General features: G+C 59.6%; 12 protein-coding genes and 1 pseudogene. 7 read left to right on the top strand and 6 right to left on the bottom strand.

The window, feature by feature from the left end; all coding sequences use genetic code 11:
* Positions 1-170 precede the first annotated feature (170 nt).
* Positions 171-2,516: an acylase gene (locus tag ACIP1X_RS00810; RefSeq protein WP_400748395.1), complete on the top strand. Its 2,346-nt coding sequence runs from the start codon at positions 171-173 to the stop codon at positions 2,514-2,516.
* 55 nt (positions 2,517-2,571) lie between these two features.
* On the opposite strand, the gene ACIP1X_RS00805 is transcribed toward ACIP1X_RS00810, so the two are convergent.
* A complete protein-coding gene (locus ACIP1X_RS00805) occupies positions 2,572-3,576 on the bottom strand; it encodes a FecR family protein (protein WP_400748392.1) in 1,005 nt (334 codons plus the stop codon).
* A gap of 152 nt (positions 3,577-3,728) precedes the next feature.
* On the opposite strand from ACIP1X_RS00805, the gene ACIP1X_RS00800 reads away from it, so the two are divergent.
* Positions 3,729-3,998 (top strand): PepSY domain-containing protein, encoded by a 270-nt coding sequence (locus ACIP1X_RS00800; RefSeq protein ID WP_400748390.1) that lies wholly within the window; start codon positions 3,729-3,731, stop codon positions 3,996-3,998.
* A 50-nt stretch (positions 3,999-4,048) separates the two neighbouring features.
* On the opposite strand, the gene ACIP1X_RS00795 is transcribed toward ACIP1X_RS00800, so the two are convergent.
* A complete protein-coding gene (locus ACIP1X_RS00795; RefSeq protein WP_400748387.1) occupies positions 4,049-8,839 on the bottom strand; it encodes a dermonecrotic toxin domain-containing protein in 4,791 nt (1,596 codons plus the stop codon).
* A 230-nt stretch (positions 8,840-9,069) separates the two neighbouring features.
* Between ACIP1X_RS00795 and ACIP1X_RS00790 the strand changes: the two genes are divergently transcribed.
* The 5 genes and pseudogenes from ACIP1X_RS00790 to aspT all read left to right on the top strand — a co-directional run bounded on the left by ACIP1X_RS00790 (position 9,070) and on the right by aspT (position 16,054).
* Entirely contained in the window at positions 9,070-10,110 is a 1,041-nt protein-coding gene (locus ACIP1X_RS00790; RefSeq protein WP_400748384.1) for an Ldh family oxidoreductase, read from the top strand.
* A gap of 328 nt (positions 10,111-10,438) precedes the next feature.
* Entirely contained in the window at positions 10,439-11,998 is a 1,560-nt protein-coding gene (locus ACIP1X_RS00785) for a transporter associated domain-containing protein (protein ID WP_400748381.1), read from the top strand.
* Between the two features lie 130 nt (positions 11,999-12,128).
* A pseudogene (locus tag ACIP1X_RS00780) lies at positions 12,129-12,596 on the top strand (AI-2E family transporter); the annotation flags it as partial.
* Positions 12,597-12,723: 127 nt separating this feature from the next.
* Positions 12,724-14,337: a mechanosensitive ion channel family protein gene (locus ACIP1X_RS00775; RefSeq protein WP_400748378.1), complete on the top strand. Its 1,614-nt coding sequence runs from the start codon at positions 12,724-12,726 to the stop codon at positions 14,335-14,337.
* Positions 14,338-14,362: 25 nt separating this feature from the next.
* Positions 14,363-16,054: an aspartate-alanine antiporter gene (gene aspT / locus ACIP1X_RS00770; RefSeq protein ID WP_400748375.1), complete on the top strand. Its 1,692-nt coding sequence runs from the start codon at positions 14,363-14,365 to the stop codon at positions 16,052-16,054.
* Between the two features lie 833 nt (positions 16,055-16,887).
* On the opposite strand, the gene ACIP1X_RS00765 is transcribed toward aspT, so the two are convergent.
* Genes ACIP1X_RS00765 through ACIP1X_RS00750 form a run of 4 tightly spaced genes read right to left on the bottom strand, consistent with a single transcriptional unit; the run spans position 16,888 to position 22,616 of the window.
* Positions 16,888-18,984 carry an HlyD family efflux transporter periplasmic adaptor subunit gene (locus ACIP1X_RS00765; protein WP_400748372.1) on the bottom strand — a complete coding sequence of 699 codons (2,097 nt, stop codon included), beginning with the start codon at positions 18,982-18,984 and terminating at the stop codon, positions 16,888-16,890.
* Positions 18,984-20,330, bottom strand: coding sequence for an efflux RND transporter periplasmic adaptor subunit (locus tag ACIP1X_RS00760; protein ID WP_400645565.1), 1,347 nt, complete (start codon positions 20,328-20,330; stop codon positions 18,984-18,986). Before ACIP1X_RS00760 ends, ACIP1X_RS00765 begins: the two co-directional genes overlap by 1 nt.
* The gene (locus ACIP1X_RS00755) at positions 20,327-21,100 is read right to left on the bottom strand and encodes an efflux RND transporter periplasmic adaptor subunit (protein WP_400748369.1); all 774 of its coding nucleotides are present in this window, start codon (positions 21,098-21,100) and stop codon (positions 20,327-20,329) included. The genes ACIP1X_RS00760 and ACIP1X_RS00755 overlap by 4 nt, the downstream gene beginning before the upstream one ends.
* Entirely contained in the window at positions 21,081-22,616 is a 1,536-nt protein-coding gene (locus ACIP1X_RS00750; RefSeq protein WP_212549491.1) for a TolC family protein, read from the bottom strand. The genes ACIP1X_RS00755 and ACIP1X_RS00750 overlap by 20 nt, the downstream gene beginning before the upstream one ends.
* Positions 22,617-22,632: the final 16 nt, after the last annotated feature.

Below are 22,632 nucleotides of genomic sequence, written 5' to 3'. Positions count from 1 at the left end.
AATCACGGCTCCAGATCGGTGTTCGGCGGGCTAAATTTTTTTTCCTGGCTTCGTTACTTGAAAAGGCTCATTGCGCGTGGACGCGTGGGTGTTTTCAGAGCGGATCCTTGGCCAACCTTTTCTCGTGGGCAGGCCTGATCCGCTCTTCGGCATTTCGATCAGGAGCGAGCGTGATTATTTCCAGGCAGTTAACCGGACTGACCCTTGCCGGGGTATTTCTCGGGCTGAGTGTTTCGGCTCAGGCATTCAGTCCCGCCACCGGCGCGAGCGCTGACATCCGGCGCACCGCGTTTGGTGTTCCGCATATTCGCGCCGAGAACGAACGCGGCTTGGGTTTCGGCATCGGCTACGCCTACGCGCAGGACAATCTGTGCCTGCTGGCCAATGAGATCGTGACGGTCAATGGCCAGCGCTCACGCTATTTCGGCCCGGATCAGTTCACCATCGAAGAGCGCGAGAATCGTGTCAGCGACGTGTTCTTCAATTGGCTGAACACGCCTGAAGCGGTCAACACGTTCTGGCAGGCGCAGACGTCCCAAGTGCAGGATCTGGTGAAAGGTTACGCCGCCGGCTACAACCAATATCTGGCCGAACGTCGTCAACAAGGTCTGCCGCAGCAGTGCCAGGGCGAATGGGTGCGTGACATTGCTGCTGAAGATCTGGTGAAGCTCACGCGCCGGTTGTTGGTTGAAGGTGGCGTCGGTCAATTCGCCGAAGCGCTGGCCGGGGCCACTCCGCCGCAGGCCAGCGCAGGTATTGCGCCTGATCGCCATGCCTATCAAATGGCTGACGCGCGTCAGCAACGTTTTGCGCTGGATCGTGGCAGCAACGCCGTGGCAGTGGGCAGCGAGCGCTCGTTCAATGGTCGCGGCATGTTGTTGGCCAACCCACATTTCCCTTGGGTCGGCGGCATGCGTTTCTACCAGATGCACCTGACCATTCCCGGAAAACTCGACGTAATGGGTGCGGCTTTGCCCGGCCTGCCGATGATCAACATCGGCTTCAACCAGCATCTGGCCTGGACTCATACTGTCGACTCGTCGAAACATTTCACTTTGTATCGTCTGCAACTCGACCCGAAAGACCCGACGCATTACTTGCTCGACGGCAAATCCTTGCCGATGAGCAAGCAAACGGTGACTGTGCAGGTCAAACAGGCCGATGGCCAAGTGGTGCCCGTCACGCGCGACATCTATAGCTCGCAGTTCGGCCCGGTGGTGCAGTGGCCGGGCAAGCTCGATTGGGACAATCAGTACGCTTACAGCCTGCGTGATGCCAACCTCGACAACGATCGAGTGCTTACGCAGTGGTATGCGATGAATCAAGCGGCCAGCCTCAAGGATTTGCAGGATTCAGTGCACAAAATTCAGGGTATCCCTTGGGTGAACACCCTGGCGGTGGATGACCAAGGGCAGACGCTGTACATGAACCTCTCGGTGGTGCCGAACGTCAGCGCCGACAAACTGGCCAAATGCAGTGATCCGCTTATCGGTCTGCAGATGATTGTTCTCGACGGTTCCAATAGTGATTGTGCCTGGGACATCGATCCGAGCGCGGCGCAAAAAGGCATCTTTGCTTCCAGCCAGTTGCCGCAGTTGTCGCGCAGGGATTTCGTGCAGCACTCCAACGATTCGGCATGGCTGGCGAATCCGGCGCAACCCTTGACCGGGTTCTCGCCGCTGATCAGTCAGGAAGGTCAACCGTTGGGCCTGCGCTCGCGTTTTGCTCTGGATCGCCTCGCCAGCCTGATTACCAAAGGCACGGTGGCGGTTAAGGATTTGCAACAGATGGTGATGGACGATCAGGTGTATGCGGCACGCCAGGTGGTGCCGGATCTGCTGAAGTTCTGCGCAACCGAATTGGCTACCGACGCAGCCGCGCTGAAACCGGTGTGTGTCAGCCTCAAGGCGTGGGACGGTCGGGCCAATCTGGATTCGGGTATGGGTTTGGTGCATTTGCAGAACATCATGCAAACGCTGCAGGCGTCACCGGATATCTGGCGCGTGGTGTTTGATCCAAAGGATGCGCAAAACACCCCGCGGGGATTGGCGATTGAGCAGCCAGCGGTTGCCAGGGAAGTGCGCGCAGCCATGTTGGCTTCCGTGGAGCTGAGCACAAAAATGGGCCTCAAACCTGATACACGTTGGGGCGATGTTCAGGTGGTCAGCAGCGGTGGTCAACAGACGCCGATTCATGGCGGGCCGGGCACCTTGGGCATCTATAACGCGATTCAAAGCGTACCGCGCGATGACGGCAAACTGGAGGTTGTCAGTGGCACCAGCTACCTGCAGGTGGTGACGTTTGACGACAAAGGGCCGCACGCGCAGGGCTTGTTGGCGTTCTCGTTGTCCAGCGATCCTGCGTCGAAGTACTCGCGGGATCAGACGCAGGCATTCTCGAAGAAACAGTGGAGTGTGCTGCCGTTTACCCCACAGCAGATCCAGGCAGATCCGCAGTATCAGGTGCAGACGGTTCGCGAAGGGTTGGACAAGGCCGGGAAGGTTGCCGCGCAGTAAGCGCTGCTATTGACTGCGTCAGACATGAAGGCCGCTTCCCGCAAGGGGGCGGCCTTCAGCTTTTTGGCGGTTGTTGCGGCATCGAGTTGATGACGGGATTGCCTTCATGGTTGCGCGTCAGGTAGACGGGCAGCACTTTGGGCAGCGTGCTTGCCAAGTTGTGCATTTCTTTGATGTTGTAGATGCCGCCAACGCGGATAGAGCCGGTGGCGCTATCGTTGAGCATCAACGGCTTGTCCAGATAACGGTTGATCAGCGGCAACGCATCGTTGAGTGACAGATTGTCGAGCACCAGTTTGCCACTGCGCCACGCCAGCGCGGTGTCGTTGGGGTAGGTCTGGCTGATCTGCGGCATGTAGTCGCCATGCTTGTAGCGTGCCTGCATGGACGGCCCGAGGCGCAAGCCATCGCCCGACAATGCGGTGTTGCTGGTGACCAGTACGGAGCCTTCGATCAGGTTGACCCGCACCTGGTCCTCATACATCCAGACGTTGAAACGGGTACCGGTCACACGGATTTTGCCTTCGCCAGCACGAACGATGAACGGGTGTCGCATGTCGTGGCTGACGGTGAAGAACGCCTCACCCTTTTTCAGGGTGACGCGGCGTTCATCCTTGTAGTTGCTGAAGGTCAGGTCAGTGTTGAGGTTCAGCTCGATTTGACTGCCATCGCCGAGGGTGACTTGGCGCACGCTGTCGGTGGCGGCGAAATGCTCGTAGCTGTTTGGCAGCCAGCCGAGGTTCCAGCCGGCTATTGCGCCCAACGGTAACGCGAGAGCACAGACGCCAGCGGCTATTGCGTAATGCCGCCACGAGCGTGATGGCGGGCGGCTGATCGGTACGCCAACATCGACTTCGGGACGCGGCAAGTGTTCGGCGACGTCCCAGATTTCCAGCATGGCTTCATATTCGAACGCGTGCAGGGGATGGGCATCGTGCCATTGTTCGAACGTGCGCCGCTCTTCGTCCGTGCAATCAGCGGCGTGCAACCGCATGCACCAATGCGCGGCGGCATCGGTGATCGCATCGTATTCGGCTTCTGAGAGAGTGTCTTGGGTCATTGACTCGTCCTGATTTCGCACATTCTAACCTCGACGGTCAGTTGCCGAGAACATCCGTCATGGCAATTACCCATCAAAGTGGAACTTATTTTTCCCACAAGCGCCCAAAAAACAGGACACCCATGAGCACTATCCACAAACGGAGTGAAAAAATGATCAAAAAAACTTTAGCCGCCCTGATTGCCACCTCCAGCTTGCTCAGCGCGGGTGCTGCACTGGCGGATAAACCTGGCGCGGGCTGGGTCACCATTGAAAAAGCCATCGAAATCGTCAAAACCAAGGCCGGTTACGTTGAGGTGTATGAAATCGAAGCGGACAACAACGGTTATTGGAAGGGTGAAGGTCGCAAAGCCGATGGCGTTGTTTACGAATTCCGCATCGACGGTGCGTCGGGCAATGTGTTGCGGGATCAGAAAGACTGATCCGCCCCTCGCAAAAGCGCAGGCTCAGGCCTGCGCTTTTTTTTGCCTGTTTACGGCGAGTCCGCTGGGGCCGGATCAAGCTGCCGGCCCATTTCGCAAATCAGGAAAGCAATCGAATCGGCGTTGCGCAATATCGTTTCGATCCGCGCTTGCGGGGTGTGCTGATCGAGAAACGCATTGCGGGCGGCCTCCAGGGTCGGGCTGACAGTGGCCTCCAGAATCTGTTGGCTGACAACGGCCATGTCCGGAAATTGATCGAAGCTGAGCCACGCCTGCTGCTTTTCACTCCAGCGCGAAAACAGCTCTTGTCGCGGAGTTGCCAGCGACAAGGCCTCACGCTGGAACGTTTGCTGGCTGTTTTTCATCGCAATGCCTTGACCGGTGATGGTCTCGATCAAATCGCTGAACGGTCGCCGCGCTTCCAGCGAAGCAATGTCCACCGCGTTACAAAATTGATGGGCAAATTCGTGGATCAGGATGGATGCCTGAGCATGGCCGTCAACGTTGAACGGTTCCGTCAAAGAGGATTTGTACCAGTCCAGTTGCTGCGCGAAGAAGTTTTCGGTGAAGTGCACTTTGCGTTGTTCGTCGTCGTCCAGTACGAAGGCGATCAGATTCGCGCCGGGGTATTTGTTCGAACCAATGATGAAACGGTCGGTGTTCATCAGGTCTTCCGTGGGGTCTACCAGTGCCGTGCACAGCGGCACGATCGCTTCTTTGAGCTTGGCGAGCATGGCGTCGTTGATCTGGTTCACGTCAAAAAAACCTCTGAGGAAACGGTCCAGCCGGCTACCAGGCAGCGATTTTCTGAGCTGCACCAGATTATGCAGACTGTTGAACGCGTAATAGCGGGCGACATCCACGGCCTGCACCAGTATTCGCGCTTTTTCCGGGTGTTTGCTGCGAATGTCTTCCATGCCGTGGGCTTCGATGTTCAGCACCAGACGTCGCTCGCGGTGGGTCGCGAAGCGGTTGTACATTTTCGACATGGCCTTGCCGTAATGAATGGTGTGTCGATCCGGGTCGAGCACCAGTTGCGTGCCGTCTTTACGCAATGCCGGGCCAAACGTTTCCGCATTGACCATTCGCCATACCGCGCCGGGCTTGTCGACGCGGTAGACCTTGCCGGCAACGGCGGCATACCTGAGCCTGTCGGCGGAGTTGATGTAAGTCCCGCTGTGGGGCTCGTGGCTAAGGTCTTCGAGCGCAACCGACGTGGATTCGAAAGTGCGCAGTTCAGTGCGAGTAGGGGCCGTTGGGGGGATCTGCTCGCGGGACGGGGCAGTGAGTGAGGTTTGTTGTCGCGCGGCCTCAGATTCCGCCACCGATTCCGCGGACGACTCGATCGATACACGGCCCATGCTGATCATTTGCAGCGCACCGGCAATGAACGCGTGCACCGCGCGTTTCCAGTGATGGTCCTGCAAGTCCTCGGCCGAATCTTTGAAGTCTTTGTAGCTTTGCCAGAGGAATGACACGTAAGCGAGCTTGCCCGGCAGCAAGCCAGAGGCCAGTTTCAGACCGCCATCGAAAAGATGTCTGGCCGCGTCCCAGTCAGTCTGCGCCGCGCTTTCCAGCTGACTGGCCAGCAGGTGCGGCAGCAATTTGATGTTGTCGTCATACAGTCGGTGCAAGACATTGCCCGTGAGCGGGTTTCTCGCGAGCGTCATTTCGCTGACTTCACCCACACTCGATTGCAACACTCCCCGCAACGACGCCTGCTGGTTTTCCGGCGAACGTCGGATAAGCAAATCCTGCAAGCTGCCAGGGGTGTTCAGCGCGGCGATAAGGTCTGCGTCGTTTGCAAACTCGCGGAACACTTCGGCGGCGTAGGGCATGTAAAGCACGCAGGGACCCTGCTGGCCATCGTCAGCACTGATCACATACATGCCGAGCGTCTCGACCGGCGCCGCACGCGGCGTCTTGATCAGCGACAGAGGAAAAACAGTGGCGCGGGCACCTTGAACGGTCGCGCGAGCCTTGCCATCCGGCATGTCCAGCACCTGACACAGCAGATCAAATGCTTTCGCCGACAGATGTTGTTGCAGTTTCAAGGCATGGGCATGTTGCAGCAGTTGCCAGGGTATCTGGCGAATAAAGCGCTGTTTACGCAAGTCCGCCTCGGGGCCGGATTGTGTGAGTTCGGTGGTAACCGTTTTCGCGTAATCAGAGGCGATCGCCAGCGACGTGAGCATCTGACGAACCGTTTGCTGATTGAGTCCCGACGGCAATGGCCGGGCGCTTTTCAAGGCGCCGCGAAAGCCCGTGCCTTGGGCGATATTGACGTGGTTCAGAGCGAATTCGGCGAGGTTGCGGGCAGGGCCGGCGAGGGCCAGGTTGGGCGTGATTTCTATTTGCTCAGGATCAAGCGCGGCGCCGGGGAAGCGAGCGTCGAGCATGGCTTTCAGCCGCTCGTGCACATACCGCGATAACGGCGCGATGCCGTGCAGGTAGTCTTTATCGTCGACCACGCTGTGCCGCCATTGCTCCAATAACTCAAGGTGCAGTTGTTGTTCGGCAACGGGCGCCATGCCGAGCCAGGCCGGCAGCGTTTGCTGTTGCCTGATGGCTTGAGCGACATCAGTGGCGCGCTGCAGATTGGTTTCCAGCGGGGTTTGGCTCAGTAAAGTCATGGCCGTGTGCAGTCGGGCCGAATCCTTCAGCCGTGCACGCAATTGTTCGCAGCGGGCCAGACGGTGCTCGATCGCCGCTTGCATGCACGTTTCCAGCACGTTGGCTTCGATAAGGTGCAGAGGGCCCAGCGCGTATTGGCGGTGGAGCAACTGTTGCGGTGCTCGCAGGTTTTCCAACAGTGACAGGCGCTGCACGCTGTCGAGCAGGCGCCGGTTCAGTGTCCTCCGGGCACTGACAAGGTCGTCAAATGCCTCCAGCCCTGAACCGGGCGTCCACAGCATCACCCGGCCGGAATGCTCCTCGTCGAGGCCGCCGCGCTCGGTCAACAACAGGCACTGATCCAGTGGCAGCGGTTCGGCTTCATCTGCGCATTTGACGGTCAGCGCCCACGCATCCGGACGAAAGCCGTTGAGCGCGCGACGGTCATTGCGCGTCGGCTGATCGGCGTTGAATACGCTATCGACGATGGCCCGTTGCGCCTTCTGTAGCGTGCCGAGGATAACCCGCAGCTCTGCTTCGGCGGCCACCCCCACAAACAGCGCCTGTGCCAATTCCGGTTTCATCTGTTGCAGATAGCTGCGCTGGGCGCTCGCGGGCGAGAGCGGCTGGTTGGCGAATTCTGCGTCGAGAGGGGCCCGGACATCAGCGAACGATTTGATCGCCAGTGTCGTTTTATCGGCGAGGACCCACGACGGTTGTGTGCGGCCAATCAGGACCGGACGTGTGCTCCAGCGCCCGCCGGCATCCAGCGTGAGCAACTGCTCGCGCAGCATCGTGCGGATGTCCAGTGCCTTGTCGACCAGCGCATGGACATCCGTGACGCCGTCGCTGTGGTGAAACACTTGCAAGGCATAGTCGACGTTTTGCCGCTGTTTGGTGATGATCAATTCGAACAGCACCTGGAAGATTTCGCCCGAAACAACTTCTCCCGTCACCTGTGGGCGGTCGTAGCCGACGAAGCGATTGCGTTCTTCCAGGTTCAGCAGGCCATACAGCTCGTCTTCGTGCCCGGCGTGCTTGAACTTCCTGAGCAGGGTTTCCTTGAGATCCTGATAGTCCCTGAGCACTTGCAGGCCCTGAGTGGGCGTGTAGAGGTAGGCATTGTCGTGGCTGATCATCAACGAGCCGGCCAGCTCCACGTAATTTTCCTGGTACTCCCACATTCGTACGGTTTCGATGGTCGGCAAGCGCAGGGCGGAGGGCAGCGGCGCGATCATTTGATGCAGCGTGACAAACTGCCCGGCGTCGATGATGTGCGCTTCACGTTTGAGCAGCAGCTCGGCACGGGCCTGATCTGCCAGCGCTTGTGCGAAAAAATCGCGGCGCGTCGATCCGTCCGCGCAAGGGGCTTGCCAGAAGTCTTCAAGCTGCTCGAACAACAGCGCCGCCAGTTTGCTGGACGCGCTGATCACGGCGTTCTCCCAATGAACTTGATCCGCGAGCTGGGGGTTTTTACCCGGATTGGAGAATTCGTGCAGTTGACCCGCGGGCCAGCGTTGATGGCGGTAATACATCAACACGGCATCGCTCAGGCTCATGGACTCCAGCCAGTGGTGGGTCACGCCGTGATCGGGGCTGAGGTAGAAACTGACGCGGGTGTCGCGTTGCTGCATCGCGCCAAACGCAGTTTGCAGCAACTGATCCATGACACGGTCGATCATCGCGCCAAGCGATGGCAACTGCTGCAACTCGACCAGCAGCGCTTCGCCGTTGAGCTGTTGAGCCTGGACGATGAGCGCCTGCTGATCATCGAAAATATCGCCGGTAATCGTTTCCAGGCTGACGCGAATGGCGCCTGCTTCCAGCAATTGTTTGCGTCGGTATATCGGCAGGAATGCCAATAACCGTTCGGCATCTGCCGGGGTATTCAGGCGATGTTCCAGTTGTTCGAGCAGATCAGCTCGGTTGTGGTGCTTTTTGATGCCTTCGTAGGGGGTGTAGAGAATTTCCCCGTGGTCATCGGGTGTGGCGCTGAGCACAAAACTGCCCGCCAACGGCAAGGCGCGCAAACCCGTGGCATTGAGCAGTACACGCTGCGCCAACATCGGCGGCGATTGCCGGCTTCGCAGTTGCTGTGTGGCCAATTGGGTGTGAGCCAGCCAGTCGAAATCCTTGCGTGACAAGCCATGAATGCGGCCCAACTCACCCCAGAGGCCGGGCGACTTCAACGTTTCAGGAAACAACAAGGGGGAATGGGTTGCAGGCATTGACGAGTCTCGACAGAGCGCATGGAGGCGCCGATGGAATGAGGCTCTAGGTTATGGCTCGAAGAGCGGCGGCAGGTGGTACATAGTTACCGCACCGGATGTCTGGAAATGTGCCAGTCTGTGACGCCGTTGCCCTCGGCAAGGGTTGACACGCTGCCTCGGCGGCGTGATTAATCGATTCGCGAGTTCGTACGCTGTTGTTCCCTCCAATAATTAATCTGGAGCTTCAGATGTCTGCGCCATCCGATCATGTGTCCGCTGCTGTCATGTCCACGCTGTCGCTCGAAGAACTGACGCAATTGCTCGAAACGATTTTTTTGCGCCACGGCACATCTGCCGAGGTGGCTCGTTCATTGGCCGCCAACTGCGCCGGCGCCGAGCGCGATGGCGCCCACAGTCATGGCGTGTTCCGCATTCCCGGTTATGTGTCGACCCTGCAAAGTGGCTGGGTCAATGGTCAGGCTGTGCCGCAGGTGGAGGATGTCGCCAGCGGGTTTGTCCGCGTCGATGCCGGCAACGGGTTTGCCCAGCCCGCGTTGGCGGCGGCGCGTCCGTTGTTGGTGGAGAAGGCCCGCAGCGCCGGAATCGCTGCGCTGGCGATCCGCAACTCCCATCATTTCGCTGCGCTGTGGCCGGATGTCGAACCGTTCGCCGAGGAAGGTCTGGTGGCCATCAGTGTGGTCAACAGCATGACCTGCGTGGTGCCCCATGGCGCGGATCGGCCTTTGTTCGGCACCAACCCGATTGCGTTCGCTGCGCCACAGGCCGGGGCCGCGCCGATCGTCTTCGATCTGGCCACCAGTGCCATCGCTCATGGTGACGTGCAAATTGCCGCGCGCAATGGCGAGCGTTTGCCGCCGGGCATGGGTGTCGACAGCCTCGGGCAGCCCACGCAGGACCCGAAAGCCATCCTTGAGGGCGGTGCGTTGTTGCCGTTCGGCGGACACAAGGGCTCGGCGTTGTCGATGATGGTGGAATTACTGGCGGCGGCGTTGACCGGCGGCAATTTCTCCTTCGAGTTCGACTGGGACAATCATCCCGGCGCGAAAACACCGTGGACTGGTCAGTTGCTGATTGTCATCGATCCGGCGAAATCCGCGGGGCAGAGTTTTGCCGAGCGCAGTCATGAATTGGTGCGGCAAATGCACGGCGTGGGGCTCAAGCGCCTACCGGGTGACCGCCGGCATTTGCAGCGCGAGAAGTCGCTCAAGTACGGCATCGCACTGGAGACACCCACTTTGGAACAGCTGCAACGGCTGGCCGGATTCTAGGTTTATCGGTGGACTAAATCGGCTGCCGGATCGACTTCGGCAGCCCATTGGAGCTGTGCTTTACAGATTTTGAAATACTTTGCGGCTGGGGAAAGGCTGGCGTCTGCCTGTACGCTTCAAGGCCTTTTTCCATTCAGGATTTACATGAACACCCTCTCGGAGCCTCCCAGTTATCCGCTTCCCTTGCGCCTCGGCGCGGTCTTGACGCACTCGCAGCATCCGGTTTACCGACACCTGAGTATCGTAGACAACGCAGCTCCAGAGCTTTCGCGTTGCACTTCGCCGTGTCCGGCAGCCTGAATTTACTGAAGAGAGATCGAGATATTTTATGGAATGGTTAGCGGATCCCACGGCCTGGTTAGGCTTGTTGACTTTGATCGTGCTGGAGCTGGTGCTGGGCATCGACAACCTGGTGTTCATCGCGATTCTGGCGGACAAACTGCCGCCGCATCAGCGTGACCGTGCACGAATCATCGGCCTGTCGCTGGCGCTGATCATGCGTCTGGGCCTGTTGGCGAGTATTTCCTGGCTGGTGACCCTGACGCAGCCGCTGTTCGAGGTGTTCGACAAGAGCTTCTCCGGCCGCGACCTGATCATGTTGTTCGGCGGTGTGTTCTTGCTGTTCAAAGCCACCATGGAGCTGCACGAACGGCTGGAAGGGCATGTCGGCGAGCGCACATCCAACACCGCTTATGCGCTGTTCTGGCCGATCGTTGCACAGATCGTCGTGCTCGACGCGGTGTTCTCGCTGGACGCGGTGATTACCGCCGTGGGCATGGTGGATGAGCTGGCGGTCATGATGATCGCCGTGATCATCTCGATCGGCCTGATGATTGTCGCGAGCAAGCCGCTGACGCGTTTCGTCAATGCGCACCCGACAGTGATCATGCTGTGTCTGGGCTTTCTGATGATGATCGGTTTCGCCCTGACTGCCGAAGGTCTGGGCTTCCACATCCCGAAAGGCTATCTGTACGCGGCCATCGGCTTCTCGATTCTGATCGAGGTGTTCAACCAGATTGCCCGTGCGCGTCGCAAGCGCTCGATGCAGGGTTTGCGCCCGATGCGTGAGCGCACGGCCCATGCGGTGCTGCGTTTGTTGGGCGGTCGCAAACTGGCGGTGGAGGAGGTGGGTGAAGAGATTTCCGACCTGCTCGACAACGGTGAAGCGCCGAGCACGGAATTGTTCGACCGTCGCGAGCGCGTGATGATCAGCGGCGTGCTGCAACTGGCCGAGCGTCCGATCCGCGCCTTGATGACCGTGCGTGCCGATGTTGACTGCATTGATCTGGCGGACAATGCCGAGGCGATTCGCACGCGCCTGATGCATTCGTCCTACTCGCGTTTGCCGTTGATCCGTGATGGCGCGGTGGATGAGCCGTTGGGCTTTGTGCACAAAAAGGAGTTGCTCAAGGTGTATCTGGCCGGTGAGGAGCCGAACCTTGAGCACCTGGCGCGTAAAACGATCAACCTGCTCGACAGCTATTCGATTCTCAATGCGCTGGAACAGATGCGCGCCGCATCGACGCATATTGCCTTTGTGGTCAACGAATTCGGTGATTTTGTCGGTGTATTGACCATGACCGACATTCTCGAATCGATTGCCGGTGAGTTACCCGACGCCAGCGAAATCGAAGGCCCGGACGTGGTCGAGGAGCAGGGCGGGTTTATGGTCAGCGGCGCACTGAACCTGACCCGCGTACGTCAGCGCACCGGATTTGGTGCCGAGCCCACCGAGGACTATCAGACCTTGGCGGGTTTGGTGATGAGCCTGCTCGACCGCTTGCCGATGGTCGGCGATCGTCTGGAGCATGAGGGCTGGCAGATGACCGTTGTGGCCGTCGAGGAGCGACGAGTGACGCGGGTGTTGCTGAGGCGTGGTCACGAGTAATGGTTGATTGGCTGGCTTGGCGATAAATCAGATCGCGCTCTGTCCACTCAATCAGATGCTCGGCGCCAGGCTGGGTGGGCGTAACGGCTGGACTGCAGTGATTCTGGTGATTCTCGGGCTGGTGATCCTGATTCGTGCCGTGGCGCAGGGCGTGGTCGGCATCGCGTTTATTCAGATGCTGTTGATCGGTGTGGCGCTGGTGATCATGGGCATCCCGGCGGCAGGCGTGCTGGCCTTGATGGTGCTGTTGTTGGGCATCATGCAATTGCCGGTGCTGCTGATTACGCTGCCGGTGGTGGTTTACGCGTTTGCGCAGGGCGGTGTCAGTGCCAGCACAGTCATTTTTGCGATCTGGATGATCATCGCCGGGCTGTCTGACAACGTCCTCAAACCGATGCTGTTGGGGCGCGGGGTGGCCGTGCCGATGCCGGGGGTGCTGATCGGTGCGTTCGGCGGGATGATCACCAGCGGCATCATCGGCCTGTTTACCGGCCCGGTGATTCTGGCCATCGGCTACGAACTGTTCATCGGTTGGGTGTATCACTCGGCCAATACGACCGTGCCGCTGACGCAAACACTTGAAGATCGCTCCTCCTGACAGTGATTCGGCAAACCGTAGCCGCAAGTTGACCCTGTCCGCAGCGCAAATCTGACAACCGTTCATCGCTCAACTACGCTGCCTTACGTATCCCTCACAAACCTCTGTGGTGTAAGGAAAAAGGCGCATGCGAAGCAGGCTGCTGGCGGTATTGATGGTGGTTTTCGCAACGCTTTGGTGCGGGGTTGGCTGGGCGCTCGATGCTCCCGCACAAACCGATAGTGAAGCGGTCGACCTGAAGGTCGCGAACCGCAGCATCATGACGTTTCGCGCAACAATTCTGGGCGAGCCGCCGGCATCGCGGGTCAAACGGGCGAAAATGGTCATCAGTGAGGCGCTCGATGAAGATGTCGAACTGAACATCAGTATCGATTCGATCCAGAACAGTTACATGGTGCTGCTCGGCAATAAGCGCGCGTTCATCGTTTCACCCAATGATGTCGACACCCTGCAATATTCCTCGGTGCAGCAAGCCGCCGAAGGGGCCGCCGAAAAATTGCGCCAGGTCGTCTCCGAAACGCGCGAGGCCCGCAGCATGGACCTGATCGTCAGGTCGCTGCTGGTGGCCGCCGTGGCGACGCTGATTTATGTCGCGCTGTTGTGGGCCATGGGGTGGATGCGCCGCCGATTGCTGCGAAAACTCCCCGAACTGATGGACCGCCACACCAAGGCATTGAAGGTCGGCCGTGTGCAGGTGATCGACGCCAACTACCTGTATCCGCTGGTCAGTCGCGTGTTGTGGCTGCTGCGCTGGCTGGTGATTTTGCTGCTGACGTACGAGTGGCTGGGTTTTGTCCTGTCGCGTTTTCCCTATACCCGGCCGTGGGGAGAAAGCCTCAATAACTACCTGTTCGAACTCGCTGACTATCTGCTGCAGGGCATTGTTGGTGCCGTTCCGGGGCTCGGCGTGGCGCTGGCGATTTTCTTTATCGCGCGGGGGGCGACTGCGTTTACCCGGCGCATGCTGCGGCGCATGTCGATGCCGGGCACGCTCAGTTGGCTTAATCAGGAAACCTTGCAACCGACCCAGCGGCTGACGTCGCTGGCGATCTGGTTGTTCGCCCTGGCGATGGCTTATCCGTATCTGCCCGGCGCCGGTACCGATGCGTTCAAGGGCTTGTCGGTGTTGATCGGTCTGATGATTTCCCTCGGTGCGACCAGCGTGGTCGGGCAGGCCGCCGCCGGTTTGATCCTCACCTATACACGCACATTGCGACCGGGCGAGTTCGTCAAGATTGGAGAATACGAGGGCACCGTCACCGAGCTGGGCATGTTCACGACGCGCATTCGCACCGGGTTGGGCGAGGTGCTGACGTTGCCCAATTCGCTGATCACCGGCACCGTTACCAAAAACTACTCGCGCACCGTGCAAGGCCCGGGTTACGTAGTCGACACGGTGGTGACGATCGGCTACGACACGCCGTGGCGGCAAGTAGAAGCGATGTTGCTGGAGGCGGCCAAACGCACGCCGGGGATTCTCGAAGACCCGCCGGCGCAGGTGTTTCAGACTGCGTTGTCGGATTTCTATCCAGAGTATCGATTGGTGGCGCAGGCGATCCCGAGTCAGCCACGGCCACGGGCGGTGCTGTTGAGCATGCTCCACGCCAATATTCAGGACGTGTTCAACGAGTACGGCGTGCAGATCATGTCGCCGCATTATCTGGGCGATCCGCAGGGCGAGAAGTGGGTGCCGCGAGAGAAATGGTTCACCTCGCCGGCGCAAGAACCGAAGGATCAGTGACCGTCGCTGCAAGGGAGTCCGCACCATGCTCGATTTTGTCCTCCACGCATTACGCGCTGATCCGGAAATCGCCGTGTTTCTGGCGATCGCGCTGGGCGTATTTGTCGGGCGCATTCACATTGGCAGCTTTCATTTGGGCTCGGTGGCCGGCGCGCTGTTGATGGGTTTGCTGATCGGCCAAATCGGTCTGGAAGTGCCAACGGGTTTGAAGTCTGTGTTCTTTGTGATGTTCATCTACGCCGTCGGCTTCAAGAGCGGGCCGGAGTTTTTCGGCAGCCTCAATCGCGGCACGCTGAAACTGGTGTTGTTGTCGGTGGTGTTGTGCGCGACGGCATTGGTGGCGATTCTGGCGATGTATTGGCTGTTTGATTTCGACGCCGGTTTCACCGCCGGACTCGGTGCCGGTGCGCTCACCGATACGGCGATCATGGGCACCGCGACCAGCGCGATCAATGAGTTGAATCTCGACGCGGCAGCCGTGGCGAAACTCAACAGCCACATGGCGATTGCCTATGCGATCACCTACCTGTTCGGCACCATTGGTTTGATCGTGTTTGTCGGCAGCATTGCGCCGAAGTTGCTTGGTGTGAATCTGCGCGAGTCCGCGCGTGAACTGGAGCTGGAACTGGGCATTGCCAAGGAAGAAGAGGCGATCACCGTGCCGTACACGAGGATCGTTGTGCGTGCGCATCAGGTCGCCAGCAATGGTCAGGCCGATGGGCAACGGATTGTCGACATCGAAAAGCTGCACGAATCGCTGACGGTCGAGCGGGTGGTGCGGGCCGGTCAGGTGATCGAGCGCGATGAAAATTTTGTGTTGATGGCGGGGGATGTGGTCGGTGTGTATGCCTTGCGCGATGCGGTGGGCACGTTGAGCCACTGGGTCGGGCCGGAGATCGATCATCCTGAATCGCTGTCGTTTCCGACCCGCGAGGTGGACATTGTGCTGACCTCGGCGGAGTTCGCCGGCAAGACGATTCATCAGGCGAAAAGCCGTTTAGCCAATGAAAAGCGCCTGGGCTGCTTCGTCAACAACATCACGCGTCAGGGCTATGACTTGCCTCTGTTGCCGAACACGGTGTTGCGCCGGGGGGATGTGATTACGTTGACCGGGCGCACCGCAAGCGTCGAAAGGATCGCCAAACGGCTGGGGCGCATTCGCAAGAACAATTACAAAAGTGACATCGCCATGCACACGCTGGGGATGGTCGTGGGCTCGTTGATCGGGTTGCTGTCGACGCACATCGGCATGATCCCGGTGGAGCTGGGTATTGGCGGCGGGGTGTTGGTCGCGGCATTGGTGATCGGCTGGTACAACTCGCGCCACCCGGAAATCGGCGCCTTGCCGCCGGCGGCACAATGTGCGTTTTCCGAATTCGGTCTGACTGCGTTTGGCGCGGTGGTCGGCTTGCTTGCAGGGCCAGCGGCGTTTGCGGCGATGAAAGAGCAAGGGCTGGCGTTGTTGCTGTCCGGCGCCGTGGTAACGATTGTGCCGCCGCTGGTGGCACTGTACTTCGGTCGCTACGTGCTGCGCTTGCACCCGATGATTCTTTTTGGCGCATTGGCTGGGGCACAGACAGAGGCGGCTTCGATGAACAAGATCATTGAGCAGTCCGGCAGCAATACACCGGTGATTGGCTTCACCGTGTGTTATGCAATTTCCAATGTGCTGCTGGCGGTGTGCGGGCCGATCATCATCTTTGTGGTGGCGGGCTGAATTTCCCCGGAGCTACCTACACACCACCTTGAAGCTCCCCATTCCCTGTGGTGTGTCAGTGGAATTGGATTTGATGGCTGGCTGGGGTCAGCAGAAGTGCAGATTTTCCTGGGTAACCCACTTTCCTTGTGGCGAGGGGATTTATCCCCGTTCGGCTGCGCAGCAGTCGCAAAGCCATTGCATGCGGTGTGTCTGGTGTGCCGGGATTGCAGGTTTTGGGGCTGCTTCGCAGCCCATCGGGGATAAATCCCCTCGCCACAGGGTTTGTGGTGTGTCAGTTGGAATGGGGTTGATGGCTGGCTGGGTTTCGCAGAAGTGCAATTTTCTGAGGTGACCCCCATTCCACTGTGGTGAGGGGATTTATCCCCGACCGGCTGCGTAGCAGTCGCAAATCCATTGCATGCGGTGTGTCTGGTGTACCGGGACTGCAGGTTTTGGGGCCGCTTCGCAGCCCATCGGGGATAAATCCCCTCGCCACAGGGTTTGTAGTGTGTCAGTTGGAATGCGTTTGTGGTGTGTCAGTTGGAATGGGTTTGTGGTGTGTCAGTTGGGATGGGGTTGATGGCTGGTTGGGGTTCGCAGAAGTGCAGTTTTCTGAGGTGACCCCCATTCCCCTGTGGTGAGGGGATTTATCCCCGTTCGGCTGCGTAGCAGTCGTGAATCCAGTGCATGCGGTGTGTCTGATGTACTGGAATTGTAGGTTTTGGGGCTGCTTCGCAGCCCATCGGGGATAAATCCCCTCGCCACAGGGTTGGATGTGTTCTCAAGGGTTGGGGTGTGTCTGGAGGACAGCCTTTGCTTGTGGTGAGGGGGATGGACTGAGAGCTTGGGGGTTAGAAGCCACTTTCGCGCATCAACACCGCCAATACATGCGTTGCACCATCGGCCAGCAAACTGCGCCGTTCGCCTTCGATTTTCAGATGCCCACGGGTTTCGCGAAGGGTGGGCATGGGTTCGTCGAGTTGGATCAGTACCTGAAACAACGCGCTGCTCGGGATCAACGAGTGCTCGGCAGTCGTGGTGGGTACCGGGCCGCCGAAGCGTGACGAAAGCATGCGGTGGGACAACTGGCTCGCGCGGGTGCTGCCGACCTGCAAAACACGGCCGCTACGTGGCGTGGTCTGGCCGTCGGGGTAGAAGCGCACGTGGTCGCCGATGGCCATGCGGTGCACTTGATCCTGCGCGACATACGCATCCACCTGCCAGCTGCGCGGGTCAACCAGCATGCCCAGCGATTCTTGACGACCGACCCATTGCCCCGGTTTCCAGTCCGGGTTGACGTCCAGCCACACCCCGGCAAACGGTGTTTGCAGATTCAGCCTGGCGATTTCCGAACGCGCCGCGCGGGCTTCTTCGAATTGCACGTTGAGGCGTTGACGGGTCACAGCATCCTCAGCCAACCCACCGGGATCGGCGATCAGCCCGGACAGCCGGGCCTCATAGCTACGTGCATTGGCTTCACTGCTGCGTACCCGCGAGGCGATGTCCGGCTCATCCAGCACCACCAGATTGGTGCCAGCCTCGACCGGGCCATCGGCGTGAATCGATTGCAGCCGCGCCGGGTAGGGCGCGTAAACGCGCATCTGATGCTCGGCCCGCGCCACGCCCACCGCATCGATCTGCGTGCGCCAAGGGATCGCCAGCCCCGCCAGAATCGCCAGCAACACCAGATACAGTTGCACCTTGCGCCGGCTCGGCACCGCCGCGCGGTGTTTCCACCAGTGACCGAGTTCGCGCATGACAGGCAGGGCGATAAACCACGACAGTTCGACCATGAACAGGAAAATCCCCAAGACCTTGAAGAAGAACAGATAGACCGCCAGCGCGATCCCCAGAAACAGCACCAGACGATAAACCCAGGTGAAGATCGCAAACGTCACCAACAGTCGCCGCTGACCGGTCGGAAACGTCTCCGGCCAGTCCTCGCGCAAACCGAGCAGATTGCGCCGCAACGTCACCCGCGCCAGTGCCGATGCACGCTCGTGCAGATTGGGAAAATCAAGCAAATCGGAAAGAATGAAATAGCCGTCAAAACGCATGAACGGACTGGCATTCAACGCCAGTGACAGCAACCAACTGGTGGTCGCCAGATACAGCAGGGCATTGCGCAGCGCCCCCGGATCGCACACCGCCCAGCCCAGCGTCGACAGACCGGCCAGCGACAGTTCGGTGATGATCCCCGCCGAGGCAATCGCCAGACGCTGCCGCGAACGGCTGAGTTTCCAGCTCTCGCCGGTGTCGGTATAGAGCATCGGCCACATCACCACAAACGCGATGCCCATGTGCCCGACGCGCAAGCCCAGCCGCGTCGCGACCAAGGCATGGCCGAGTTCATGCAGAGTCTTGGCGACGATCAACGCCAAGGCAAAACTCAACAGGCCTTCGGTGGAAAACGACTCGACCACCGCGCTGGTAAACGTGTCCCACTGCTGCAACACCAGGACGATGCCGAGCAGGCTCAAACCGAGCACGAGCATGCCGGTGAGCGGATGAAACAGCCAGCCCAGCGCCTTCGCCAGATGCTGTAAATGTTGTTGCGGGCGAAGCAGCGGAATGCGGAAAAACAGGTAATGGTGCAGCCACCAGCGCCAGGTCAGCCAGCCGCCTTCTTCGCTTTTTGCTTTGAGCTTTTCCAGCGCCGCCGGGCCAGCACGCAGCAGCTGATGCTGTTCAAGAAACTGGCGGAAATCGAGAATCTGTTCGACGTCGGGTTTGAGCGCCGTGCCTTCAGCTATCTGCTCGCTGATCTGCCGGGGTGATTGGCCCCAGCGCAGCAGGCACTCGAATTCCAGCCAGCCGATGCGGTAGAAACGATTGATCACCGTGTCTTGAATCACCCACGCCGGTTCACCGTTGCTGCCATCGGCAGCCTCGCTCAGGCGCAGGTCTTCACGCAGCGGGGGCAGGGGCAGATCGGCCGGATCGAGCATTACCAGCCACTCCACGCCCGCATTGTCGCCAGTGGTCGACGCAGCAAGTAATAACCGAGCATCACTCGACCGCCGTAGAGTTTCGCGGTGCCGTGCAAGCCCAGTCGCGCGTGTTCCGGTGCGCCGTCGATGCTCGCCAACAAGCGATAGGCGACCACGCCTTCGTCACTCGGCCGCGCCTGATAACTGGTTTCGAGAATTTTGCCCTTGAGCGGCGTCAGTGGGTAAGCGGTCAAAAACAGCGTCACTTCGGCGCCTGGCTCCAGCGCAATCGCGTCGGCTACGGCCAGTTGAATCAGCATCGCCGGTTGCGTCGGATCAGCGACTTGCATGATGCGTTCGCCGGTCACCACCGGTTTGCCCAGCCAATCGTTGGGATCGCTGAACACCGCAACGCCGCCTCGAGGCGACAGGACTTTGGTGCGCTTCAACTGCGCGGTGACCGCCGCCAGTTCTGCGCGACGTTGTTGCGAACGGCCTTCGAGCAGGGTCAATTCGCTTTTGCTTTGCGGGTTGTCGAACGCGCGTTGACTGGCCGCCTGCAACTCGGCATCGGCCACCGCGACTTCCTTGCCGAGCACTTCGGCGCGACTGCGCAACGTGGTTTCGTCGAGGGAAAACAGCAGCGTGCCAGCATCGACCGGTTGATTGGGGCGAACCTCGATCTTCTCGATCACGCCATCGATGGGCGAACTGATGATCTGTGCCTGGCGCGAGACGATTTCGGTCGGCGCCAGCGCGGTTTGCCGCACCGGCAACAGCAGCAGGGCACCGAGCACAATCGCGGTCAGCAGCAATTGCTTGCGACTGGGCCGCCAGCGATTGAAACGCTTGCGCTTGGTCAGCGCCGCCCAGCAATACGCCCAGGTACCGACCAGACCTTTAAGGTGCTGCCACAACACCGCCGGCGGTTCCTGCTCCAGGAGCAACAGCAGCAAACCGAGGCGCTGCTCATCGCGATCCTGAATCGGCACGCACCAGACGCCCGACGGCCACCATTCGCCCCAGCCTTCGGCGATGTCGGCCGGTGCGTCGACCGTTTCCTGTGTCAGCCACACCGGTTCGCCAGCAGGGACTTGCGTGGCGATCCAGCGACTGGCGCGGCGCAGCCACACCAGGTACGGCGAGTCTTCACTGGGCCGGGACAATCCCGAGACGTTCAACAACTCCAGTGATGATTCACGCTGGGCAAACACCAGCGCCTGATGAAATTGCAACAACGGATACAAGTCGTTGGCCATGCTGAATGCCAACGCGTTGAGCGAGTCGGCCGCCATGGCCTTGTCGCGCAGCGCGTCGAGTTCGAGCAGCAGGTGAGGGTGCGGCAGTTGCTCGTTCATGGTCATGGTTGCGCAGCTTGATCAAATTGCGCCGTGCCGCTCATGCCCGCCATCAGGTCGGGATATTTGTTGTCGAGACGCGCTTCGAGTTCGACGGTTTGTGCCACCGCATCGACGCGCGAGTTGATCCCGCTGACATGCGCGGGATAGGTCTTGCCGGTCTCATGAATGCTGACTTGCAGCGGCAGGCCGGTTTTCAGATTTTTCAGCAGATTGGACGGCACGTTCAAACGCACTTTTAGCGCGCCATCGCTGACCAGATCAAACAATGGCGTACCGGCGGTGACGGTCTGGTACGGCTTGACGTACACCTTGGCCACACGCCCGGAAAACGGTGCGAGCACTTGGCAATAACTGCTTTGCGCCGCACCCATGGCCCGCGCGCCGTCGGCTTTTTGCACTTCGGTGTTGGCCATCGACACTTCGATATCGCCAACGGCATTGAGTTGGCGCAGTTGTTTTTTTGCCTCCAGATTCTGTTTGGCCATGGCCAGTTCTGCCGCCGCGACTTTGGCCCGTGCTTCGGCCTCGTTGCAGTTAAAGCGGGCGAGCAGTTCGGACTTGCCGACCTGTTCGCCGAACCCGGCTTTCAGTTCACCGAGGGTGCCGCTCATTTGGCTCGACAGCGTGGTTTCCAGCTCCGAAGCGAGCAACACACGAATGGCGCTCGCGCTTTCCAGGGACGGTGCCGAAGGTGCGTCTTCGGCGTGGGCATTGAGGATCAGACTGGCCAACAACAGAACCCCGAAACGGGGCTCAAGGGCGATTTTGCGCATTCGGCGTTCCTTGCGAAGTGACGAGCAGGCGTTGCTGTTCTTGTTGGTTCAGGGTGCGCTGGATTTCCCGCGACAGGGTTTTGATGTCGTGTTGTTGGATTTCCTTCGGCAGTACATCGAGGCCGACCGAGTTGTACATGCGACCCCACGCCGCTTGGGCACTGGAGAACGCCGCTTCACGCTGATAACGCGAGAGCAGATAACGGCCCTCGGAGCGGATCACTTCCAGCTCCGAGCCAAGTGCGCCGGTCTTTGCGGCTTGCGCATAGTCGAGCAGGCTGCGGTCGACGCGCAGGCTGTCTTCAGCAAACTCCACTTCCTGACGCGCCAGTTGATAGCGCAGGGTGCCAACGCGCACTTGCGTGAGAATCGCCATCGACAGCGCCACGCGGCGGGTGTCATCGGTTTCGCTCTGGGATTTTTCCGCAGCGTTGAGCGATGGCAGTTGCAGCAGGCGCAGCAGGTTGGTCGACACTTGCAGGCCGGTGCTCATCCAGTCGTTGTTGTAGAGGTATTTGTTCGAGTCGTACTTGTAGCCGAAATCGACGCTGACGTTCGGCCACAACTGCGCCTTGGCAATCTCCAGATCCTTCTGGTTGACGCGTTTGCGGTACCACTCTTCCATGATTTCCGGGCGGTTCTCCAGCGACAGCTGTTCAAGCTGCGCCATGCTCTGACGCACTTCCGGCAGCGGTGGATCGGGCACGTCAGCCAGCACCATTTTCGAGCCCGGTGGCAGCGACATCAGCGCCGACAATTCGGCCTGGGCGAACTCCAGATCCTGACGGCGCACGGTCAGCAGGTAGATCGAGTCGAGGAGGGCGCGCTGATAGGCGAGGATCTCCTGACGCGGCAACAGGCCCCGGGTTTCCGCTTCACGCGCGGAGGTCAGCGCGGTGTGGGTGCGCATCAACAGCTTGTCGACTTCCGGCATCAAACGTTGCGCGCCGAGTGCTCGCCAGTACGCGTTGCGCACATCCTGCAGGACGTTTTGCGCGACTTTGCGCCGGCGTTCTTCGGCCATCAGAATCTGGTCGGATTTCTGTTGCGTGCGGTAATAGGCGACGCCGAAGTCCAGCAGGCTCCAGCTCAGACCGAGGCCGTAGACTTCGCGGTAGCGTTCCTCTGACGTCGATGGCCGCAAGCTGACCTGACGATCCTCGATGCCGATCGAGGTGCCGCCGGAGTCGTTGTTTCGTCCGGCATAACCGGCCGAGGCCACCAGTTTTGGCAGCATTTCATGGCTGGACACATCACGCAGGTCTGAGGCCAGCGCGCTCTCCATCAGTTTCAGTCGATAGTCGAGGTTGTATTTCAGCGCTCGGGCTGCTGCGTCGTAAAAGGTGATCGGCGCTGTGACCGGTTCCTGCCCGGAGTACATGCGCGACTGATCGGCAATGATGCGTTGGCGGTTTTCCTCGTCGGTGGAAGGTTTTGGTTCCGTCGACGAACAGGCACTGAGCAGCAGTGCGGAGGCGATGGCGGTACTGAGAAGCCGGGTCGCGTTTTTACGCATGTTCATTCCTTTGCAT

This window comes from Pseudomonas sp. NPDC088885 (assembly GCF_044750025.1).
In the GTDB taxonomy this organism is placed as follows: domain Bacteria; phylum Pseudomonadota; class Gammaproteobacteria; order Pseudomonadales; family Pseudomonadaceae; genus Aquipseudomonas; species Aquipseudomonas rustica.
Note: the sequence above shows the minus strand (reverse complement) of the source record. Positions and strands in the feature narration are given on the sequence as shown.

Bases quoted from the DNA above. Each gene is read 5' to 3' on its own strand.
- ACIP1X_RS00785 (WP_400748381.1), top strand. From the start codon at position 10,439: ATGGAATGGTTAGCGGATCCCACGGCCTGGTTAGGCTTGTTGACTTTG.
- ACIP1X_RS00760 (WP_400645565.1), bottom strand. From the start codon at position 20,330: ATGACCATGAACGAGCAACTGCCGCACCCTCACCTGCTGCTCGAACTC.
- ACIP1X_RS00765 (WP_400748372.1), bottom strand. From the start codon at position 18,984: ATGCTCGATCCGGCCGATCTGCCCCTGCCCCCGCTGCGTGAAGACCTG.
- ACIP1X_RS00755 (WP_400748369.1), bottom strand. From the start codon at position 21,100: ATGCGCAAAATCGCCCTTGAGCCCCGTTTCGGGGTTCTGTTGTTGGCC.
- ACIP1X_RS00800 (WP_400748390.1), top strand. From the start codon at position 3,729: ATGATCAAAAAAACTTTAGCCGCCCTGATTGCCACCTCCAGCTTGCTC.
- aspT (WP_400748375.1), top strand. From the start codon at position 14,363: ATGCTCGATTTTGTCCTCCACGCATTACGCGCTGATCCGGAAATCGCC.
- ACIP1X_RS00805 (WP_400748392.1), bottom strand. From the start codon at position 3,576: ATGACCCAAGACACTCTCTCAGAAGCCGAATACGATGCGATCACCGAT.
- ACIP1X_RS00750 (WP_212549491.1), bottom strand. From the start codon at position 22,616: ATGCGTAAAAACGCGACCCGGCTTCTCAGTACCGCCATCGCCTCCGCA.
- ACIP1X_RS00790 (WP_400748384.1), top strand. From the start codon at position 9,070: ATGTCTGCGCCATCCGATCATGTGTCCGCTGCTGTCATGTCCACGCTG.
- ACIP1X_RS00795 (WP_400748387.1), bottom strand. From the start codon at position 8,839: ATGCCTGCAACCCATTCCCCCTTGTTGTTTCCTGAAACGTTGAAGTCG.
- ACIP1X_RS00775 (WP_400748378.1), top strand. From the start codon at position 12,724: ATGCGAAGCAGGCTGCTGGCGGTATTGATGGTGGTTTTCGCAACGCTT.